Source organism: Chryseobacterium sp. ISL-6 (assembly GCF_018613715.1).
In the GTDB taxonomy this organism is placed as follows: Bacteria; Bacteroidota; Bacteroidia; order Flavobacteriales; family Weeksellaceae; genus Chryseobacterium; species Chryseobacterium paludis.
The window spans coordinates 123,893-142,441 of the sequence record NZ_JAGGPT010000013.1; the positions used below are offsets into that span (position 1 = coordinate 123,893).

Annotated in this window: 20 protein-coding genes; 16 read left to right on the forward strand and 4 right to left on the reverse strand. The window is 33.9% G+C overall.

The genetic code is table 11. The annotated features are described in order from the left end of the window. Window positions 1-67: 67 nt before the first annotated feature. Together J7E44_RS22180 and J7E44_RS22185 are read right to left on the reverse strand one after the other, a co-directional pair. A complete protein-coding gene (locus J7E44_RS22180) occupies window positions 68-1,534 on the reverse strand; it encodes a serine hydrolase domain-containing protein (protein WP_214833912.1) in 1,467 nt (488 codons plus the stop codon). Window positions 1,535-1,687: 153 nt separating this feature from the next. Next, entirely contained in the window at window positions 1,688-2,818 is a 1,131-nt protein-coding gene (locus tag J7E44_RS22185) for a helix-turn-helix domain-containing protein (RefSeq protein WP_251040657.1), read from the reverse strand. Between the two features lie 224 nt (window positions 2,819-3,042). Between J7E44_RS22185 and J7E44_RS22190 the strand changes: the two genes are divergently transcribed. After that, window positions 3,043-3,399: a response regulator gene (locus tag J7E44_RS22190; protein WP_214833918.1), complete on the forward strand. Its 357-nt coding sequence runs from the start codon at window positions 3,043-3,045 to the stop codon at window positions 3,397-3,399. 77 nt (window positions 3,400-3,476) lie between these two features. After that, the gene (locus tag J7E44_RS22195; RefSeq protein ID WP_214833921.1) at window positions 3,477-4,043 is read left to right on the forward strand and encodes a GNAT family N-acetyltransferase; all 567 of its coding nucleotides are present in this window, start codon (window positions 3,477-3,479) and stop codon (window positions 4,041-4,043) included. Between the two features lie 91 nt (window positions 4,044-4,134). Here the strand turns inward: J7E44_RS22195 and J7E44_RS22200 are convergent, their stop codons facing one another. Further along, complete coding sequence (locus J7E44_RS22200; RefSeq protein ID WP_214833924.1) at window positions 4,135-4,752, reverse strand: phosphatase domain-containing putative toxin; 618 nt, start codon at window positions 4,750-4,752, stop codon at window positions 4,135-4,137. A gap of 825 nt (window positions 4,753-5,577) precedes the next feature. On the opposite strand from J7E44_RS22200, the gene J7E44_RS22205 reads away from it, so the two are divergent. From J7E44_RS22205 to J7E44_RS22240, 8 genes are all read left to right on the forward strand, one after another. Further along, the gene (locus J7E44_RS22205) at window positions 5,578-6,849 is read left to right on the forward strand and encodes a T9SS type A sorting domain-containing protein (protein WP_214833927.1); all 1,272 of its coding nucleotides are present in this window, start codon (window positions 5,578-5,580) and stop codon (window positions 6,847-6,849) included. A 229-nt stretch (window positions 6,850-7,078) separates the two neighbouring features. Then, window positions 7,079-7,495: an acyl-CoA thioesterase gene (locus tag J7E44_RS22210; RefSeq protein WP_214833929.1), complete on the forward strand. Its 417-nt coding sequence runs from the start codon at window positions 7,079-7,081 to the stop codon at window positions 7,493-7,495. 171 nt (window positions 7,496-7,666) lie between these two features. Further along, on the forward strand, window positions 7,667-8,365 hold the full coding sequence (locus J7E44_RS22215; protein WP_214833932.1) for a DUF1826 domain-containing protein: 699 nt from the start codon (window positions 7,667-7,669) through the stop codon (window positions 8,363-8,365). A 134-nt stretch (window positions 8,366-8,499) separates the two neighbouring features. Further along, window positions 8,500-8,970: a cupin domain-containing protein gene (locus J7E44_RS22220; RefSeq protein WP_214833934.1), complete on the forward strand. Its 471-nt coding sequence runs from the start codon at window positions 8,500-8,502 to the stop codon at window positions 8,968-8,970. Window positions 8,971-9,076: 106 nt separating this feature from the next. Next, complete coding sequence (locus J7E44_RS22225) at window positions 9,077-10,528, forward strand: MBL fold metallo-hydrolase (RefSeq protein WP_214833936.1); 1,452 nt, start codon at window positions 9,077-9,079, stop codon at window positions 10,526-10,528. Between the two features lie 59 nt (window positions 10,529-10,587). After that, window positions 10,588-10,935 (forward strand): VOC family protein, encoded by a 348-nt coding sequence (locus J7E44_RS22230; protein WP_214833939.1) that lies wholly within the window; start codon window positions 10,588-10,590, stop codon window positions 10,933-10,935. Window positions 10,936-11,042: 107 nt separating this feature from the next. Then, window positions 11,043-11,348 carry an ArsR/SmtB family transcription factor gene (locus tag J7E44_RS22235; RefSeq protein WP_214833942.1) on the forward strand — a complete coding sequence of 102 codons (306 nt, stop codon included), beginning with the start codon at window positions 11,043-11,045 and terminating at the stop codon, window positions 11,346-11,348. 44 nt (window positions 11,349-11,392) lie between these two features. Further along, entirely contained in the window at window positions 11,393-12,355 is a 963-nt protein-coding gene (locus tag J7E44_RS22240; protein WP_214833945.1) for a zinc-binding dehydrogenase, read from the forward strand. A 250-nt stretch (window positions 12,356-12,605) separates the two neighbouring features. Here the strand turns inward: J7E44_RS22240 and J7E44_RS22245 are convergent, their stop codons facing one another. Next, the gene (locus tag J7E44_RS22245; RefSeq protein WP_214833948.1) at window positions 12,606-12,959 is read right to left on the reverse strand and encodes a winged helix-turn-helix transcriptional regulator; all 354 of its coding nucleotides are present in this window, start codon (window positions 12,957-12,959) and stop codon (window positions 12,606-12,608) included. A 93-nt stretch (window positions 12,960-13,052) separates the two neighbouring features. Here J7E44_RS22245 and J7E44_RS22250 point away from each other — a divergent pair, with 93 nt between their 5' ends. The 6 genes from J7E44_RS22250 (at window position 13,053) to J7E44_RS22275 (ending at window position 18,533) form a co-directional block, all read left to right on the forward strand. Next, on the forward strand, window positions 13,053-13,790 hold the full coding sequence (locus J7E44_RS22250) for an SDR family oxidoreductase (RefSeq protein WP_214833951.1): 738 nt from the start codon (window positions 13,053-13,055) through the stop codon (window positions 13,788-13,790). A 371-nt stretch (window positions 13,791-14,161) separates the two neighbouring features. Further along, complete coding sequence (locus tag J7E44_RS22255; protein WP_251040658.1) at window positions 14,162-15,088, forward strand: sensor histidine kinase; 927 nt, start codon at window positions 14,162-14,164, stop codon at window positions 15,086-15,088. Continuing rightward, the gene (locus J7E44_RS22260) at window positions 15,085-15,840 is read left to right on the forward strand and encodes a LytR/AlgR family response regulator transcription factor (RefSeq protein WP_214833957.1); all 756 of its coding nucleotides are present in this window, start codon (window positions 15,085-15,087) and stop codon (window positions 15,838-15,840) included. The genes J7E44_RS22255 and J7E44_RS22260 overlap by 4 nt, the downstream gene beginning before the upstream one ends. 255 nt (window positions 15,841-16,095) lie before the next feature. Next, window positions 16,096-17,016 (forward strand): DUF6268 family outer membrane beta-barrel protein, encoded by a 921-nt coding sequence (locus tag J7E44_RS22265; protein WP_214833960.1) that lies wholly within the window; start codon window positions 16,096-16,098, stop codon window positions 17,014-17,016. Between the two features lie 3 nt (window positions 17,017-17,019). Continuing rightward, window positions 17,020-17,895, forward strand: a complete 876-nt coding sequence (locus J7E44_RS22270) for a lysophospholipid acyltransferase family protein (protein WP_214833962.1) — start codon at window positions 17,020-17,022, stop codon at window positions 17,893-17,895. A 221-nt stretch (window positions 17,896-18,116) separates the two neighbouring features. Then, a complete protein-coding gene (locus J7E44_RS22275) occupies window positions 18,117-18,533 on the forward strand; it encodes a hypothetical protein (protein ID WP_214833965.1) in 417 nt (138 codons plus the stop codon). Window positions 18,534-18,549 lie beyond the last annotated feature (16 nt).

Genomic DNA, 18,549 nt, shown 5'->3' on the forward strand with positions numbered 1-18,549 from the left:
CAAACGGAAGTACGACTTTTTACAAACAACTGTATTACAGTATACTTAATCCCATTATAATCATTATTTATTTTTTGTTAGTGAGCTGGATTTTAGTATTCAGATGATCTCTTATTAAGGTTACAGAACTTGGTTTTCCATTGCTGAAATCGAATTTTAATACATTAGGATAATCAATTATTTTAAACAATCCATTTTTCAGATACACCAACTCATTGTCATTTTTTCCTTTAAAAAATTCCAACAATGGAGACTCAACATACAGGCGATTGTTCTTTTCTACTATTTTAGTTTCCACTCCTTGCGAATAAAGGAAATCGTCATATGTTCCGATCAGTTTCTCTTTTAAGGCTAAAGGCATTTCCTGAATATCTTCATCAGTTCCTTTTTTGTTCCAGTTCATCAGTTGCAAAATCTTTCTTTGAGCCTGAGTTATCACAGGAATACGGTTTGGCTTTTCACCATTAGCAAGAAAAACAAAGCCATTACCATCTGTCATTGTTGCGAAAGTACTCCCACCCACTCCAGTGTTAGAGCCATTACATGAAAACCAACTGTAGTTATTATAGCCAAAAGACTTCTGCCATCCATAACCCCATCCACCAACTGCATTTTTTAAAGCAGAGACTGCTGTTACTTTTTTTGCAATACGATGAGAAATCACTTTGTTATTTTTGTTACGCAGGGCATTTTGTATCTCAATAGAGAGCTTAGCCAGATCACTTGGTGTCGACCACATGCCTGATGCTCCAACCTGCGGAGTAATTGGTAAACCTGTTTTAATTACTTTTTTATCTTTATCGTGGACAAGAGCAACATTGGTCGGAAATCCATCTTCATCAGGCTGAATCATTGTCGTATTTTTCATACCAAGAGGTGAAAAAATATACTCGTTGGCAAGCTCTGCAATAGATTTATTTAAAGTATCTTCTAATGCCATTTGAACAATTACGTAACCGCCACCGCTGTACTGCCAGTCAGTTCCAGGCGTAAATAAGAATTCAATTTCTTTGTCATATCTTGGAATTTGGCCTAAAAGACTTTGTTGTATGGTTGGAATTGTTTCACCTTGATAATAGTCTTCAAATCCACTCTGACTTGTGCCCGCCGTATGATTAAGAAATTGTCTCCAGTTTGGACTGTTGTTTTCCGTAAACTTACTTTTTGGCAAATGCCAGCGTTTTAGATAATTGTCTATAGGATCATCTAAATTAATCAGTCCTTTCTCCTCAAGGATATGACAAAGAAGTGCAGTAATCGGTTTTGAAATAGATGCTGTAGAAAAAGCTGTGTTTTGATCTATTTTCTGTCCTGAGTTTATGGATTTTACACCAAATTGTTTTGAATAAACGATCTCATAGTTTTCAAAAACCACCATACTAAATCCGGCAAGTTTGTATTTTTCTAATTGTTGCTCAATATGTAAACTGTCGGTAAGAAAGGTATAGTCTTTTCTTTGGGTTAATGCTTTGTTGCTCGTATGACAACTAGACATTATGATCATTAAAATTAATAAATAAACAGAACTTTTCATTGTATCGTTTTTTGGGTTAAAAAATTATTTCGATACAAATTTGGGATAACGATCAGCCTTGTGCGACCGACTAAAAAAAGTCGGCCCTATTTCATCAAAAAAATACGTATGATTTATATATTACAGAAGTACGACTTTTTACAAATAACTATATTACAACTGTTTACGATATACAGTAGGTGTAAAACCTGTATGTTTTTTAAAAGCCGTATTAAAAGATGATTTTGAATTAAAACCCACTTCATACAGGATCTCAAGAACCGTTACTTTATTTTTTGTCGGATCTTTTAAAATGGTCTTTGCATTTTCTATACGATAGGTATTGATAAAGTCAAAGAAATGTTGACCCAGCTGATGATTAATTAAAAGGGACAGATCACGAACAGGAATTTTAATCTCATTTGAAATATCCTGAATGGTTAAAGAAGGATTAAGAAATGGTTTTTCTTCTACCATGTATTTCTTTAATTTCACTAATTCTTCGTTGTATTCTTTTTCATTTACCGTTTCCGGCTCGTTCTTCTTTTCTTCTAAAATAATATCCGAAACGAGTTTTAATTTTGAATCAATATTTCTGAATAATCCGGGATTGTTGAGCGCCTTAAACAAATACCAACACACTATAAACAGCTGAAGTACCAGGATTCCGATTTTTATCCATTCAGAAATGTAGGGATAATCTGAAAATTTGAAAATGTTTTTGAAAATGACGATCATATATAAAATAGTGAGTACAAGTGTAAACTGAAACAGCCAGTTATAAGAATTAATGCTTGTACCAGCGTTGTTTTCAAGATATAGTTTTTTTGCTTTTCTCAACAGTATAAAAATAGCTACAAAATAGATAAGTACCTGAATATGGAATAGAATATGGGTTAACTGCAGTTCTATCCTGGTTTGACGATTGATAATAAAATCAATTTTAGAAGCGATATCTACTGTGTAAAAACGAGGTAACAAAATTATATTCGCTATTAAAAATGGAAGCAGATGTATGAGATATTTGGGCTTAAACTTAAAATCTGAATAACAAACCGACAGTATATAGAGGTAAAAAACAGGAATTTGTAGAAAAGCCAGAGTCGTTTTCAGCATTCCCAGATTCGAAGGACGGTCAGTTAACAGGCCTAATATTGGATCACTTGTATCAATTGCCGTGATTATAAGAAAAACCGCAAAAAGAATATTGCTGGTCTTGTGTTTTGTTTTAACGGTGAGTAGAAAGAATGCAAGAAACAATGAAATGAATAAGGAGATTACTGTTACAATAATTAATAAATTCATTTTATCCATTCTATATTCTTTTTGTTTATTGCTTTTTAGGAAATTAGTTATTTAAGGCTGACCCGTGCAAATATAGAAATTAGAATGGAGCTGTCTGTTTTTTTATGAAAAAACCTGGTATCAAACCTCATTTTCACAAGTTCTCTGATGACACTATTTTTGTTTTACTAAACTGTTAGTCCTTCATAAAGTTTTCTTATATTTATATAACTTATTAAGAATATATGAAAAAGAAGGTTGTCCTTATTCAGGATAATGAAGAAATCCTGGAGATCATGGATGAGGTATTACAGGATGAAGGATTTGATGTCACTTCATCATTAACAACCGAACCAATTGAAAAAATTGACGAGATTGACCCCGATGTCGTCATTGTAGACGATAACATCAAAGGAGATAAGAAAGGAGCAAAAGTGATTGAAGAATTAAAGAATGATCCTCAAACAGAAGAAGTTTCTGCTGTCCTCACTTCTACATCACATGATTTACCACAAAAAGCAAAAGATTGCAAAGCTGATGACTATATCGAAAAACCATTTGATATTGATCATATGATCAATGTGGTTAAAAATAATTCCTGATCAACTTGTTAATTTTTTTTGAGTGTTCTCATCAGCATGATTAGCATTGAAATAAACAATTATATTTTAGATAACTGATGAACGTTAATTTTTCAATATTTCCAGCATTAGAAACTGAGCGTCTTAACTTAAGAAGATTGTCCCTGGAAGATGCTCAGGCAATTTATGAACTACGATCAGATCATGAAGTAGCCAAATTAACAGGGAGGGAACCTGCCAACAGCATCAGTGATGCAACAGCTTATATCCAAAAAATTGAAAATCTGTTCAATGAGAATTCGTGTATATTTTGGGCAATTTCCTATAAAGATCAATCTGCTTTAATAGGTGCCTTATGTTTTTGGAATTTTGACTTGAGCAACAAGTCTGTCGAAATAGGATATGAACTGCTTCCTGAATTTCAAAAAATGGGGATCATGGGAGAAGGCTTAAGAGCAATCATCAATTTTGGATTCGAAAATATGGGCGCTGAAACAATTACAGCCTTTCCTTCTGCTCATAACCCGTCATCAGTTAATATATTAGAAAAACTAAATTTTAAAATGGTGCATGATACCTTCCAACATACCCACGAAAATATTGAAGGGATGCTTACTTATGTTCTTCACCATTCTGAACATTCAGATTCCAAATCGGAATTTTAACTGAGAGTTTCTATTCCATTATTGGTTTACGATTAAAATAAAAAGCCCAACATCTCTGATATTGGACTTTTGCATATTCCTTAAAATCAAGTTAATTAAATACTTGTGTCTTAATATAATTAACATCCACATCCCTAATATAATTAACCAGATTGGTATATTGTGAATGGAAATTATAACCTCCCTCCTTCATCTCTTTCGTAGCATCTTGCTTGCTCCAATTCTGGAAAACAATACGGTACATTGCCATAGTAACTCCAGTCCTGTCACTCCCATGTGCACAATGTATGTCTATTGGTTTGGGAGCTGTTCTTATAATTTTTAAAGCCTGGATAATTTCTACATCCGAAACATCTGAAGCCACCATAGGAACATTGTATAAAGTGCCTGTATAGTTGGTTCCTGAAACGTTGTCTATATGACCTGACCTCAGATTAAGAATTGAGGCTACATTCTTTTGTTCAAGGTAGTTATAGCCATCACTATCGGGCTGTTCACTTCTATAAACATCATTATTGACTTTGTACAGATTATCAAAAGGTGATCCTGTAACTTTCTGAGCCCAGTTTTGAGGTCGCGAACTTTTAGAAGCAATAGCCAGTTCAGAACTTTTGGAGCTGTAAGCTGATTTAGACAGTGAATCTTCGGAATTTTCAGGAGCACAAGCTATTGTACCCAAAGCCAAAATGATAAAAATTACTTTTTTCATGTTTTTATTTTATTTTAAAATTGGTCTGTTTTTACTGGTTACTACTATCTTAATTATCGGGCTCTATTTCACTTTTTCACTTTGCTTACAATGTAGGTTAAAGTATAGTGCAAATTGCCGCAATAATTTATCATATATTCTTCGAAACAAGTGGATACAATCTGAATAGAATGACTTATAAATTCTTATAATCATCTAGTAATAAGCAGCAAATGTATGAATAAAAGTATTATATTTCAATAAATAGGGATATATTTTTATTAATATTGCAAAAATACAAAACATTGAGAATGTAAAATATTAATTTATATTTTAATAAGTTATTATGAAGTAAATAAAAAATCCAAATAAGATTAAAATTTAAAATGATATTATATTATTTAATGCATAATATATTATAAATTAACTATCTTTGAGTGTATTGGAAAATGAAAATATATCCCATAAAATGGAAAACATTTGATCATTTATAGTATAGTTACCATTTATTATAGGGTATAAGTTTAAAATTCAGGAAGAATCTGAGGTTTAAGTTTGGAACAATTCCAATCTTTTTTGGATCTTCATATTTTCCGATCTGGCAAGATCTTTTATTTCTGTCTTACTACATTTCGGTAATTCAGCAGTTATTTCCGATATCGTTTTCGATGCGGATTATTTTTCAGAAGTATTATTTTTCTTAGTTAGAGCTATTAATTTTTTGGGGTCGTTTTACATGAAATTAAAGTAATGAATACACCCATTTATATAGGTTATTGTTATGATAGATTATTGTATGTGAACTAAAGCAGTTCAGGGTAATTTATCTTTTATTTAAAAAATAATATGAGAAAAAATCTACTTACGTGTCTATTTATATTAATAGTCACTCTGGCAAATAGCCGAACCTTTTTAGATTTAGAAACTATTCGGTTCCCGACAGCACCAACGATTGGTCAATCAGCCAATGTTCATTCTGCTGGGATTGTTCCACCACCTGCCAATGATGAATGTTCAGGTGCGGTATTGCTACCAATAAATCCTCCGTTATCCTGTACTTCTGTTACGGTTGGAAGCACTGTTGGAGCCACTCAGTCTATGCCTGCAACCTGCGGCGGAAATGGATTAGCCACTGACGATGTTTGGTTTAAATTTGTTGCAACAGCAACTACACATCTCGTTGAAGTATCGAATACTGTTCCGATAGCAACGCCTATGAATTTTCAAGTATTCTCCGGAAGTTGTGGCAGCAGTATGACAAGTCTGTTCTGTCATGTATCTGGGATTTGTGTTGGTACTGGCCCAGATCCCGGACCACCTATCTGTCCAATGAAGGGTATTCTATCAGGTTTAATCGTTGGACAAACTTATTATGTTAGGGTATATGAATCTTCTTCTATTCCCGGATACAATGTAAATTTCAATATCTGCGTACGTAACCTGCCTGTTAATGATGATTGTCAGGGAGCCTTGATCGCTTCCTCTTTTCCCTATTCTTATACTCAGGTGGATGGTCCGGCAGTAAGTGAGGCAACAACAAGTAATCCTTTCTGCTCTTCATCAGGAACTCCTGTTTTTATAAGGGATGGTACCTGGTTTAGGTTTATAGCCGATGGTAGTTTGTACACCATTACTGTTACAACACCATCTGGAAGTACTTTTGACCCTGCAATTGGTGTTTATGGTGGCGTCTGTTCAAATTTTACATGTTTAGGTACTGTGAATAGCGGATCTGGAGGTCAAACTGAAATACTCACAATACAGACTAATGCTGGTACTGTTTATTATATAAACGTAGGTGGGGTTCAGTCGAGTACTGCTCTACCCGGAATATTTACCATCAACATTACCAAAGGTCCTTCTCTTGGTATTTCTGAAGCTTTACAAGCCAAAAATACCATCGATATTTATCCCAATCCTTTTATAGATCTATTAAATATTTCTGATATTAAGAATGTAAAATCTGTTTCTATAGTGGATATTTCAGGGAGATTGTTGAAAACGATTGATAAACCATCTTCAGTTCTTCAGCTAAAAGAATTAAAGTCGGGCACCTATGTAGTGGTTGTTTATATGAAAGACGGATCTAAACAAACCTTTAATACGATTAAAAAATAAGTATTGTAAGTAAAGAACATTTATAATAGTTATCACATAAAAGCAAAAATTGAATTGAATATTGAATATTGAATAATTAAAAACCACCGCAATCGCAGTGGTTTTTGTTATTTCATGATATCAAATGGACTACATTTTATATATACTACCCCACTCAAGATAGATCGATTCAATTTTGATTTAGAAAAATTTATAATTAGATTTATCTACTAAATATAGAATGGTCATTATGAAATATTCAAAAGAATATGTGACTCAAGATGAGCACATTGACGTACAGGGAATTATGGATGGTTTATACTATCCTTTTTACATGGAAGAATGCAGACATCAGTATATTGATGAAATTTTGGGCTTCAATCTGGAAAACGAAGCAAAAAATGGCGTTAATATGGTTTTATCCGGGTACACGATCAGTTTTCTCAGATCTTTAAAACAAGGAGATACCTTCACTGTAACCTGTGAATTATTTCGCGACAAAAGTGATGCTCCTAAAATACATTTTAAGCAATCCATTATTCTGAATGGTAAGGTAACGACAAAAGCTACTTTTACAGGTACATGTGTGCCATCTACAGGTGGAAGGCCATTTCTTCCCGAGGCCATAAAAACGCTTATTGAGAATGCCCCTACTTTGGAAGATTAAGTCGTTGTAAAATTAAAATATACCATATAAAAAGCGAGTTATTAAACTCGCTTTTACTTTTTACAATAAATCAGTTATGACTTACAAAAACAAAATCAATGTTAGCATGTTCTTCTAACCTATTCCTTATTTTTGTAAAGAATTAAGCAACTAAATTATCTATCCTAAAATATGGACAATACATTTTCTGACAATGAACAAATTGGAATAGTTTCTACTTTTTCTGAACTTGTAGACACCCATTTTCAGGGAGCTATGAATGCTATTTGCTGGCACAGAAATTTAGTTGGAGATTTTAACGAGATCGTATCTAAGCTTCATTTAAAAGAGAACGTCACAGAAGTTTCCATTGAAGACCTTTTAGCTCTACAACTATCAGAAAAAGGTAATGAGGCAAGGGAAATCATCTTAAGTGATATACAGTTATTAACTGATTTTGGAGCATTACCTTCTCTCAATCTGCTCAAAAATTACGAACGGGATGAGGAGTTCGATTTCATTTCAACAGATGTATATTCGTATCATGTCGATCGATCACCGATTTTAACGGATACTTTTTTGTGTACCTATCATGGTACTGCAAGTGAAATCTTACCCAATGATCAGGTTGAACAAAAAATTCTGATCCCTGAAATCCGGGAAAAGCTTAAAAAATTACACAATGGTCCGGAAGAGGAATTTGAAGACTTCCTGAAAGACTATTTTTTCGATCTGCATTATCAGCCCAAACCAGATGCTGAACCTATCAGTTTAAAAGTTGGACATCTTTGGCGCCTGGCGGTAGATCATCCGGAGCAACAAGTTTTACCCTGTGTTCATAGAGCTCCTATTGAAAACGATAGTGAATACCGACTGCTTCTGATTTGTTAAGGAGTCTATTTGGTATTCCAGGCTGCTATTTGTTCACAATAAAAAGAACTCTTCAATGAAGGCAATTTTGCTTGTGTTACAATGTAATTTTTGGTACATTGATCTTTATTATTATCAATTAATATTTAACTCACATGGCTGATACCGTTATATTATCTGAAGGAGCAGAATTTGATCATGTTATACAAGAGGTTTCAAAATATATCCACCTGTATGTAATGGCCTTTGAAAAGAATGAACGAACCATTACACGAATCGATAAACGTGAAAAAATGTATGGTGGAAAAGGAACAGTATACATGTTACAAATGTTCGACCAGAATGAATTAACCAATAATCGTCTGGGAGCTTATATGGTCTTATTAAATAGAGGCGATGAATCGGGATTTCACACCCATAATGAAAGAAACGAGGAAGAATTGTATGTTGTCGTGCATGGAACCGGAGAATATCGTGAAAGAACCGGAACGCAGGGACCAGAACGTAAAAAAACGCTTCAAAAAGGAGATATTACGGCCATCAGCTCCATAGGCTATCATTCTATAGAAAACACTGGAGACGAACCTTTAATCATGTTTGTTATTACTACGAATAATCCACACTAACTTTGCAATGTTATTTGTTAATACTTTATCATAGAATTATTTACCATGTAAATTGATTACATTTGTTTCATCACATACATGTGAAAAAAATCAAACAAATTGATCTATGGAAAGAAAATTTTTATTCATCATTGGATGGTGCCTGAGCTTTACTATTTCTGCACAAACAACTACCAATGTACTTCAAAAAAGTATATCAGCATTGGGAAACTGGGAAACAGTGAATGATTTTGAATATGCGACTAACAGGATAAATATAGATAAATGGCAAGGATATGATTTCGACCATGCTCTACCGGAAAAAGATTCATTCCATCTTTTTGTTGACTTAAAAGACAGCCGTTTTTTACACCATACGCAGAATCATTATCCTGGAGGTTATGTGTTTGACACCTACAGATTGGGACGGGACTCAACCTATTATGTATATGATGGTATTGGCAGTAGAACGGGAAAAGATCTACTGAATCTGGGTTCATCCTCTTTCGATAAAAGGAAGAATAGCCTGTTGAACAATTTCCCTTATTTTATACTTAAACAATTACTTCAGGAAATTAAAAACGAGTCCGTGCTTACAGAGGGAAAGGATTTGATTGTCTTAAAAAAGAATCCAAATGGAACTGAAGAATACAGATTTGATACAATCACTTTTCTTTTGAAGAAAATCACCAGAATACAGGGACAAGACACCATAGTACAGCGTTTCGAAGATTACACACCGACTGATGGATTAATGATTGCGAAGAAAAGCAGCCTGGAGCGCAATGGAAATATTATTTATTCAGATTCATTAAGCTTATTTAAATACAATCAGAATTTCGCCAGTCTCGTTTTTGATTTTCCTCCAGGGTATAAATCAACTAGTGAAAGCACTCCCGTACTTTCTGCAAAAATGATCGCTAAAGATGTTTACCTGATTGAAAATGTAGATGGAGACCGTAATATCATGTTTATTAATATGGGAAATTATATTGTACTTACAGAAGCACCCATATCATCAGCAACGACAAAATCTATACTGGATGTTATTCATACCACACTCCCTGATATTCCTATCAAATATGTTCATCTTTCTCACTTCCATAACGATCATATAGCCGGTATTGCTGAAGTTGTGAAAGAAGGGGCTACTATTATTTGTGCAGAAAACATGAAGCAGCCGGTTATCAGCATGCTGCAAAACAGCGATAGCAGTCTTTATAAAAATGGAAAAGTAAATTTTGAAGTATTTAATAATAAAAAGGTATTAGAAAATGATCATAAAAAGCTGGAGTTCATTGAAATACCTAATAGTCACGCAAAAGGAATGTCATTTTTATACCTGCCTCAGGAGAAAATGATCTATCAGGGAGATCTGTTATCATTGCCTGCGGATTCATACACCACCCCCGCAATAGCTGTAACAAAAGAATTCAGCGATTTTTTACGTCAGAAAAAAATAACTTTTACAAAAATTATTGGCCATCATGGACTTCCTGTAATTTCTAAAGAAACGTTTAATGAGATTGTCAAAATGAAAAAGAAAGATCCGCTTTTTAAAAATACATTTGAGCATTAGAATGGGTAAACGTATCGAACAATTGCTAAATTTAGCATTAATAATCCTAACTACATTATATGGACTTAAAAATACTTTCAATTGTATGGGGAGTACAGGATCTTGACAGAGCAATAAACTTTTGGTGTAAGGCATTGAATTATAAATTGAAACGGAATCCAGATCTGGATTTTGCCATTTTGATTCCCCAAAATGGTCAGGGAATGCAGTTATCGTTGAAACTCACCAGCTCCGAGGAGCCAAGAAGACACCATATTGACCTGATCACTGAGAACCAAAAAGAAGAAGTAAAACGGTTACTTAGTATAGGTGCTGTAAAAATGCAAAATTGGGATTATGAACAGGATGCTGATTATGTAGTTTTGCTTGATCCTGAAGGAAATTCTTTTTGTGTTGTCCAAGCATAAATAGGTTTGTGCAAGGTAAATCCCTTTAAATGCACAGGTGCTAATACGGCAATATAATCTTCAAATTTTAATTTCGGCATTTCGGAAAATATCGATATATTTGTTCCATGGAATTAATTACAGTTTTTAAAGCGCTCAGTAACCAAACTAGAATCAACATACTTGTCTGGCTTAAGCAGCCTCACCTCCACTTTCCTGCTGATGAATTGAAGGACTATGATTCCAATCTTGGTGTTTGTGTAAGTGACATTACAAAAAAAGCTGGTTTATCTCCATCTACCACCTCAGACTATCTGAGTTTACTACAAAAATGTGGGCTTATCGAAGCTACAAGGATGGGTCAGTGGACCTACTACAAACGTAATGAAGGAGCGATTGAGACGCTTAACAAATTAATTCAAAAATCATTGTGAATTTTTTTAACTAAACATTTCGAAAATAAGCGAAATATCTAATTATGAAAGCAATTGTAATTAAAAATTATGGAGGACCGGAAGTTCTCCAGTTAGCGGAAGTGACGACTCCTTCCATAACAGATCCTTCTCAGGTATTAGTGAAGGTAAGAGCTACCTCAGTAAATCCCCTTGATTATCAGGTAAGGCGGGGAGATTATACGTCAGTGTTTGATTTACCAATTGTAACTGGTCACGATATCTCAGGTGATGTTGTAGCAGTAGGTGAAGCAGTAAAAAATTGGCGGCCTGGTGATAAAGTTTATTATTCACCGCGTTTTGGTGGCTCCGGCAGTTATGCTGAATATCACCTGACAGACGAAGCCTCATTATCCAGAATGCCTGATAATCTTAGCTACGAGGAAGCTGCTGCTGTTCCGCTTATTGGAGGAACGGTTTGGGAAATGCTTGTGGTACGGACTCAACTAAAAAAAGGAGATACCATTCTCATCCTCGGAGGAGCAGGTGGTGTTGGAACATTGGCAATTCAGGTCGCTAAATCATTGGGTGCTTTTGTTTATACAACAGGACAAAGTATTTTACATGAAAAACTTCAGAATCTTGGAGCAGATATAGTCATTGACCATCATCAAAAAAACTATATTGAAGAAATACTGGCCTATACTGAGGGAAAAGGTGTAGATGTAATTATTGATACTGTAGGAGGAAGCACACTTTCCGACAGTCCCCTAGCCTTAGCGAACTATGGTAAAATTGTAACGCTTGTTGATATTCCCCAGCCACAAAACCTGATCAACGCATGGGAAAAAAATGCTACCTATCATTTTGTTTTTACGCGACAAAACAGAGATGAGCTTCATCATATTACCCAACTAATTGAATCTGGACATGTAAAACCAATTATAGATAGTATATACCCCATTGAAGAGGTGAAAAAAGCCCATCAAAGAATAGAGGATACAAAACGGGATCGGCCTTTATTAGGTAAAATTGTACTTTCATTGTAAAAATGTTTTTTGTAATAGAAAATTATTTGAAATCCGTATATGATCTGAATATAATAGATAGGTCCCTATTTCTGGTGAAATCACAGCTTTTTCATTAAGTTAATTTTCTAAAATATATACATATTCTCTGGAATTGCTCTGGGAGCACTTTTCAACTGTGAAAAGTGCTCCCAGAGTTTTAATCAAAGTAAACAATAGAGTTAATATAGTTATAGCCTAATTAGCATTTGTAGTAGATATGATGAAATCATCACTTATTCTTGATTTTCTCACGATGTTTCAGGCCAAATTCAATTAAAGCATTGATAACAGGAAGAGTCTCTTTAGCATGATCGGTAAGTTCATAAGACACCGTTATCGGTTTTGTATTGTTTACTGTCCGGGTGATCAGTAAATTTTCTTCTAACTGTTGTAGTTCCTTTGACAATATTTTTGGTGATATGCCCTCTATGGTTTCCTGTAAATCTTTAAAGCGCATAATTCCATAAAGATATAAACTTCTCAAAAGAACTATTTTCCATTTACCACTTAATAATTCCAAAGCGTCATTCAGCGCTAATTTTCTGTTAATGTCGGGTTCTGAATTACATTTTGTTTTTCCCATAATTATAGTAACTATCCTAAAGGTAATGAATAGTAAAATTATTATGAATGATTGATAGTTTTGCTATTATAAACATAAAATTTACTAAAGATTATGGAAAATAAAAGTGAAAACAGTCTGGCTGGTAAAAAAGTTGTTGTATTAGGCGGAACATCCGGTATCGGTTTAGCTTCATCACTGGCTACAGCTGCGGATGGTGCAATAGTAATTGTTGTTTCAAGTACACAACAAAAGGTAGACGAAGCATTACATTTATTACCGAAGGAAAGTACAGGTTTTGTTGCTGATCTAGGAAACGAAAAGCAGATCGAGTTACTTTTTAAAAAAATAGGTGAATTTGACCACCTTATTTTTACAGCAGGCGACACCCTAAAGTTTAACGAATTAACTGACCTGAACATTCAAGAAGCAAAACAGTCTATTAATCTTCGCTTTTGGGGAGCAATAATGGCTGTAAAGCATGCTACTCCGTTGATAAAAAAAGGAGGATCGATCACTTTGACAACGGGTGCACTCGGAAGAAAGCCAAGGAAAGGAACAGCAATAATTTCAGGAATGGCAAGCGCTATTGAAGGACTTACCCGTGCACTTGCTTTTGAGCTTGCCCCTATAAGAGTTAATGCAGTTTGCGTAGGAACAGTAAGAACCAATCTCTTGACAAACGTACCTGAAGCAAATAGAGAGGCTTTCTATAGTCAGATTGGAAGTAAATTATTGACAGGAAAGGTAGGTAATGCGAATGAAATTGCCGAAGCTTATCTGTATCTGATGCGGGCCACCTTCAGCACGGGCCAGATCATAGTCGTTGATGGAGGGAGTCTGCTGGTATAATTGATACTTCTTTAAGCTTTTTAATTTATGATATAACTAATTAGCCCATCAAAAATTTTAGAGTATATTGTTGGTATTCTAAGATTTATCAAAGACTATGAAGGTATTATCAAATGTTATCCTTTTGGAATAATTATTCAACATTATAACCTGTCTTTTTATTTTTAGATCTAAGATATTCCTATCTTGAAATTCATCCTTCAAAAAATGAAGTTCATCAGAAAAGTACTAGATTTATACTTAATTTCCTGTGGAAATTTTATTTTTGAAGGATGATTCAACTAAAAAAAATAGATATAAAAAGGTTATTCATTTTTTTTGCTTCCACATTGATCTATGCATTATGTCAGATGCTTTTTAGCATTATTTTAATGAAGGAAGATCTATGGAATAATTTTCACATCCAGTTATCAGCCCATTATATTGTAATCTTTACCATGTGTATCGCTGATTATGGTTTATTACTTTTATTGAACAAATATCTACCCTACTCAAAGAGTATATTACTCCGTATACTGGCTGGACTTACTGGACTTACTGTAATATGTATGATGTTGTTAGGGATATTTAATTATCTGATATACGATGTATTTCATGTTTCTAAAAATGGTATGCCTTCTTTCCTAATAAAGTTCGCATTCGGAATGGCAGCAAATATTCCGATCCTATTAGTATTTGAACTGATCTATTATTTTCAATCTGAACAAAAAGCGATTGCTGATTCTGAAAAAGCCAAACGTAAAGCCCTTTTATTTCAGCACGAAACACTGAGAGCACAGATAAACCCACATTTTTTGTTTAATTCTTTAAATGTTCTGTCTTCATTAATATATATCAATCCCGACAATGCCAATAAATTCACAAAGGCTCTTTCCAAAACTTACCGATATGTACTTTCCCTTAATCACCATCCTTTAATTTCTGTTGCAGAAGAACTGGACGTATTGGACTCATATATCTTTCTAATGAAAATGAGATTTGAAAACTCTTTTGCTTGTACAGTAGATAAAAGATCTGATCTTGAAAAAAATAGCATTATTCCTCTTACCTTACAATTACTTATAGAAAATGTATTTAAGCACAATACTGCAACAGAAGAAATGCCATTAAATATAAAAATCACAATGAATACTGACTACATCATCGTAGCAAATAATATTCAGCCATCAACTGATATAGAAAAAGGTGGAATCGGACTGAAATATCTTACAAAGCAATATTTATTGTATGAGAAAGAAGTTATCGTTGAACATACTAAGCAAACATTTATTGTTAAAATCCCATATATTCAATTATGAAATTCCTGATCGTAGAAGATGAAAGGTTTGCATACGAAGAGCTGAAACGTATGATGACGAAATTACGTCCTGGTTACTCCTTGGAAAAACATACTAAAACAGCCATAGAAACCATTGGATTTCTGAAAGTATCCAAAGTTGATTTGATTCTTATGGATATACGACTTGCTGATGGTAACTGTTTTGAGATATTCAATCATGTGGAGGTTTCCACTCCTGTTATATTTACTACGGCTTATGATGAGCATGCCATCAAGGCATTTAAGCTTAACAGCATCGACTATCTTTTAAAACCATTTGATGAAGAGGAATTAGAAACTGCATTAATCAAATTTGAAAATATTTTCCATAGCTCCCCATTTAAAACCGATCTCAAAAATTTAGAACAAACAAGCTCTCTAAAAACCAAAAACCGATTCCTCATATCGAAAGGAGAAAACTATCATTACATAGAAACAACAGATATTGCCCATTTCTATAGTGAAGAAGGAGTGGTATTCCTGCACACGTTTCAGGGTAAAAGACATATTATTAATTATACATTAGACCAATTGGAGCAACAGTTGGATAACCGCTTATTCTTCCGTGTGTCGCGTAATTGCATTGGTAATGTAAAAGCTATTGAAAATGTTATTAAGTATTTTAACAGCCGTCTGAAACTTTCCTTTTCACCTGAATGCCCACATGAAGTTCTGGTGAGCCGGGTACGTGTATCGGATTTCCTGAAATGGATGGACGGTATAATTGAATAACATGAGCTACCATACATTCCATATTCCACTCTTTATTCTCTGTTCTTTTATCCAATACAAAATTCTAATGTCTAGCTTATAGTTTGTCTATCATCTCATTTCTATTTCTTTAGTTTTAAAATAAAAGAATTCATTTTATTCCACTCATTCTAAATTTCATTCTGTAGATTCTGAAGCCTGCAACTTACCACTTTCTACTCCACTTCATTGATTGTTATTTTGTACAAAATATTACAAATACAAATTTAAAATCACATGAAGTTAACAGCATTATTCCTAACGGCATCAGCAACGCTGCTATGTTTAAAAGGAAAGGCGCAGGAAGTATCCTTCAAAACAGAGTACATCGGAAATTCAGGTTACTACTATCTACCCCCAAACGAGAAACCCAAGGAAAAAATTGGTGATGGCAAAGGGTCTGCAATGGTCTACCAGGGAGCGGTCAACATCCCATTATCTATGAAATCAAATAAAAACAATCGTTCTACTACCTGGGGTATTGGTTTTGGCGGGGCATATGTTGCGTTGAATAACAAAAACTTCAAAGAAAACATGGTATCTGAAATCATGAATTTGCAATTGGGTATTTATCATCTTCGTCCATTGAATGACAAATGGTCTCTGAGGGCAAGCGTTGGGATAGGAATATTTACTCCCTCTACCGATTTTTCTAAGATCAACTTTAAAAATATTCTCGGAAGTGGAGGTATTGTTTTTATCCGACACCTTAATCCCAATCTTGACCTCGGCGGAGGTATCGCTATAAATAGTTCTTTAGGCTATCCAATGGTATTTCCTGCTGTTTACGTTAAATGGAAACTCGACGGGAAATTTGACATCAACGTTGAACTTGTTGAAGGTCTGGAAATATCAGCTGGTTATGATTTTAATGAGAAATTCAAACTATCCTATGCGATAGAAATGAACGGACAAGTGGCTTTGTTAGAAAAGGACGGTAAAAATGTGATCTTCTCTCATCAATATATAGTTACGGGGTTTCGTCCTGAACTAAAGTTTGGCACAACCGGATTCTCTGTGACTGGTATGGCTGGGCTTAATTTGTATCGACCGGCTTCCTACAGTGACAGAACTTTAAAAGGAGTGTTTGCATCGGATAATGATTATTATTTTTCCGTTTCATCATATGTATCGGTTGGTTTAAAAATGAAATTTTAATTTATGAAAATAAACCAAGCCGTACAAATTCTTGCATATAGGAGTCTTTATATGATTGTCTATACTTTAAGTTTACTACCTATGACATTTCTATATGCAATGGCTTCTTTTGCTTTTTTCCTTTCTTATTACATTATTGGTTATAGAAAAGAGGTTGTATTTCAAAATATTGCACGCTCTTTTCCTGACAGGCAATATGGAGAACTCCATCGTATTGCAAAAAAGTTTTATACTTGTTTTGCGGCTTATTTTGCTGAAATCATAAAAAGCGTATCTGTTCGGACAGAAATAATGGACAAGAAAATCATATTTGAAAATTTAGAATTAATAGACCAATATGTAAACTCAGGCCGAAATGTTATTTCTTGTATGGGGCATTGCGGCAATTGGGAAGTGTTGAATTTTATGCCATATAAAATTCAACACGATATGTATGCGGTTTATAAACCATTAAAGTCGGCAATAATAAACATGCTAATGATTAAGCTCAGGTCACGTTTTGGTATGAAGCTGATACCCGACCAATCAGCCGTACGACACATTTTAACCAAAAAGCAATCTCCAGCCATTTATCTTTTTCTAGCTGACCAATATCCCCGGATAAAAGAAAACGGATACAGATTCAAACTACTAAATCAAGATACCTATGTATTTTCAGGGATGGAAAAATTGGCGCTTACTACTGGATCAGCAGTTGTTTACCTGCATATTGTTCAAGTATCAAAAGGAAATTACAAAATAACCTGCGTTCCCATATGCTCTCAGGCGGAAATCCTAAATAAGAGAGAAATAACGCAAAGGTATGTTGATTTATTGACAGAAAATATCAACGAAGAACCATACGGTTGGCTATGGACACATAAACGGTGGAAAACATAAAATAATGATTTACCTACTTTCAATCATCGTGATCATAGGATTGATACTTATTAGCTGTTTTATCAGCTGTTTCCTCTTTCTGTATATCTTTATTAAAGTTCTTCATGAAGAGTAAATAATTTCTCTCAATTTAGATGAAATTCTATTTTTGAACACGATTTTATAATTAGAGTTATAGTCTTTAACAACAAGACTAAAACACAAACTAAGCATTTTTGATAATGAAATATATAATTATAGAAAATAAAGAACAGCATGATGATGAATTACATGATGACATCGCAGATTTCTTATGGAATAGAGGAAATGAGGTATTTATCAGAAATAATACAGCGATTGATTTTCAAAACATTATAAAATATTGCAACTATATTGTTTTGCTGATTCAAAATTCTTCTTCAGAACTTCACTCTGAAAGAGACCTAAAAGGGTTTATTAGATTTTTTGAATTAGAAAATTGCCAGAACAAAAAAACAATTTTTGTCTTTTCAAATAACGGAGTGTATTCGAATGCTATTCCATTCCCTCATAAAATTTTTCATTTTGAGCAACTAAACAAAAATGAGTTAATACACTTTTTTAGTTGGTCTAATAAATTTAATTTATTTAATACAAATAAGGAAACAACCAACCAATAAATTAACTTAGATTATT

Coding starts and splice junctions, on each gene's coding strand:
- J7E44_RS22180 (WP_214833912.1), bottom strand. CDS start 1,534: ATGAAAAGTTCTGTTTATTTATTAATTTTAATGATCATAATGTCTAGT.
- J7E44_RS22185 (WP_251040657.1), bottom strand. CDS start 2,818: ATGAATTTATTAATTATTGTAACAGTAATCTCCTTATTCATTTCATTG.
- J7E44_RS22190 (WP_214833918.1), top strand. CDS start 3,043: ATGAAAAAGAAGGTTGTCCTTATTCAGGATAATGAAGAAATCCTGGAG.
- J7E44_RS22195 (WP_214833921.1), top strand. CDS start 3,477: ATGAACGTTAATTTTTCAATATTTCCAGCATTAGAAACTGAGCGTCTT.
- J7E44_RS22200 (WP_214833924.1), bottom strand. CDS start 4,752: ATGAAAAAAGTAATTTTTATCATTTTGGCTTTGGGTACAATAGCTTGT.
- J7E44_RS22205 (WP_214833927.1), top strand. CDS start 5,578: ATGAGAAAAAATCTACTTACGTGTCTATTTATATTAATAGTCACTCTG.
- J7E44_RS22210 (WP_214833929.1), top strand. CDS start 7,079: ATGAAATATTCAAAAGAATATGTGACTCAAGATGAGCACATTGACGTA.
- J7E44_RS22215 (WP_214833932.1), top strand. CDS start 7,667: ATGGACAATACATTTTCTGACAATGAACAAATTGGAATAGTTTCTACT.
- J7E44_RS22220 (WP_214833934.1), top strand. CDS start 8,500: ATGGCTGATACCGTTATATTATCTGAAGGAGCAGAATTTGATCATGTT.
- J7E44_RS22225 (WP_214833936.1), top strand. CDS start 9,077: ATGGAAAGAAAATTTTTATTCATCATTGGATGGTGCCTGAGCTTTACT.
- J7E44_RS22230 (WP_214833939.1), top strand. CDS start 10,588: ATGGACTTAAAAATACTTTCAATTGTATGGGGAGTACAGGATCTTGAC.
- J7E44_RS22235 (WP_214833942.1), top strand. CDS start 11,043: ATGGAATTAATTACAGTTTTTAAAGCGCTCAGTAACCAAACTAGAATC.
- J7E44_RS22240 (WP_214833945.1), top strand. CDS start 11,393: ATGAAAGCAATTGTAATTAAAAATTATGGAGGACCGGAAGTTCTCCAG.
- J7E44_RS22245 (WP_214833948.1), bottom strand. CDS start 12,959: ATGGGAAAAACAAAATGTAATTCAGAACCCGACATTAACAGAAAATTA.
- J7E44_RS22250 (WP_214833951.1), top strand. CDS start 13,053: ATGGAAAATAAAAGTGAAAACAGTCTGGCTGGTAAAAAAGTTGTTGTA.
- J7E44_RS22255 (WP_251040658.1), top strand. CDS start 14,162: ATGAAGGAAGATCTATGGAATAATTTTCACATCCAGTTATCAGCCCAT.
- J7E44_RS22260 (WP_214833957.1), top strand. CDS start 15,085: ATGAAATTCCTGATCGTAGAAGATGAAAGGTTTGCATACGAAGAGCTG.
- J7E44_RS22265 (WP_214833960.1), top strand. CDS start 16,096: ATGAAGTTAACAGCATTATTCCTAACGGCATCAGCAACGCTGCTATGT.
- J7E44_RS22270 (WP_214833962.1), top strand. CDS start 17,020: ATGAAAATAAACCAAGCCGTACAAATTCTTGCATATAGGAGTCTTTAT.
- J7E44_RS22275 (WP_214833965.1), top strand. CDS start 18,117: ATGAAATATATAATTATAGAAAATAAAGAACAGCATGATGATGAATTA.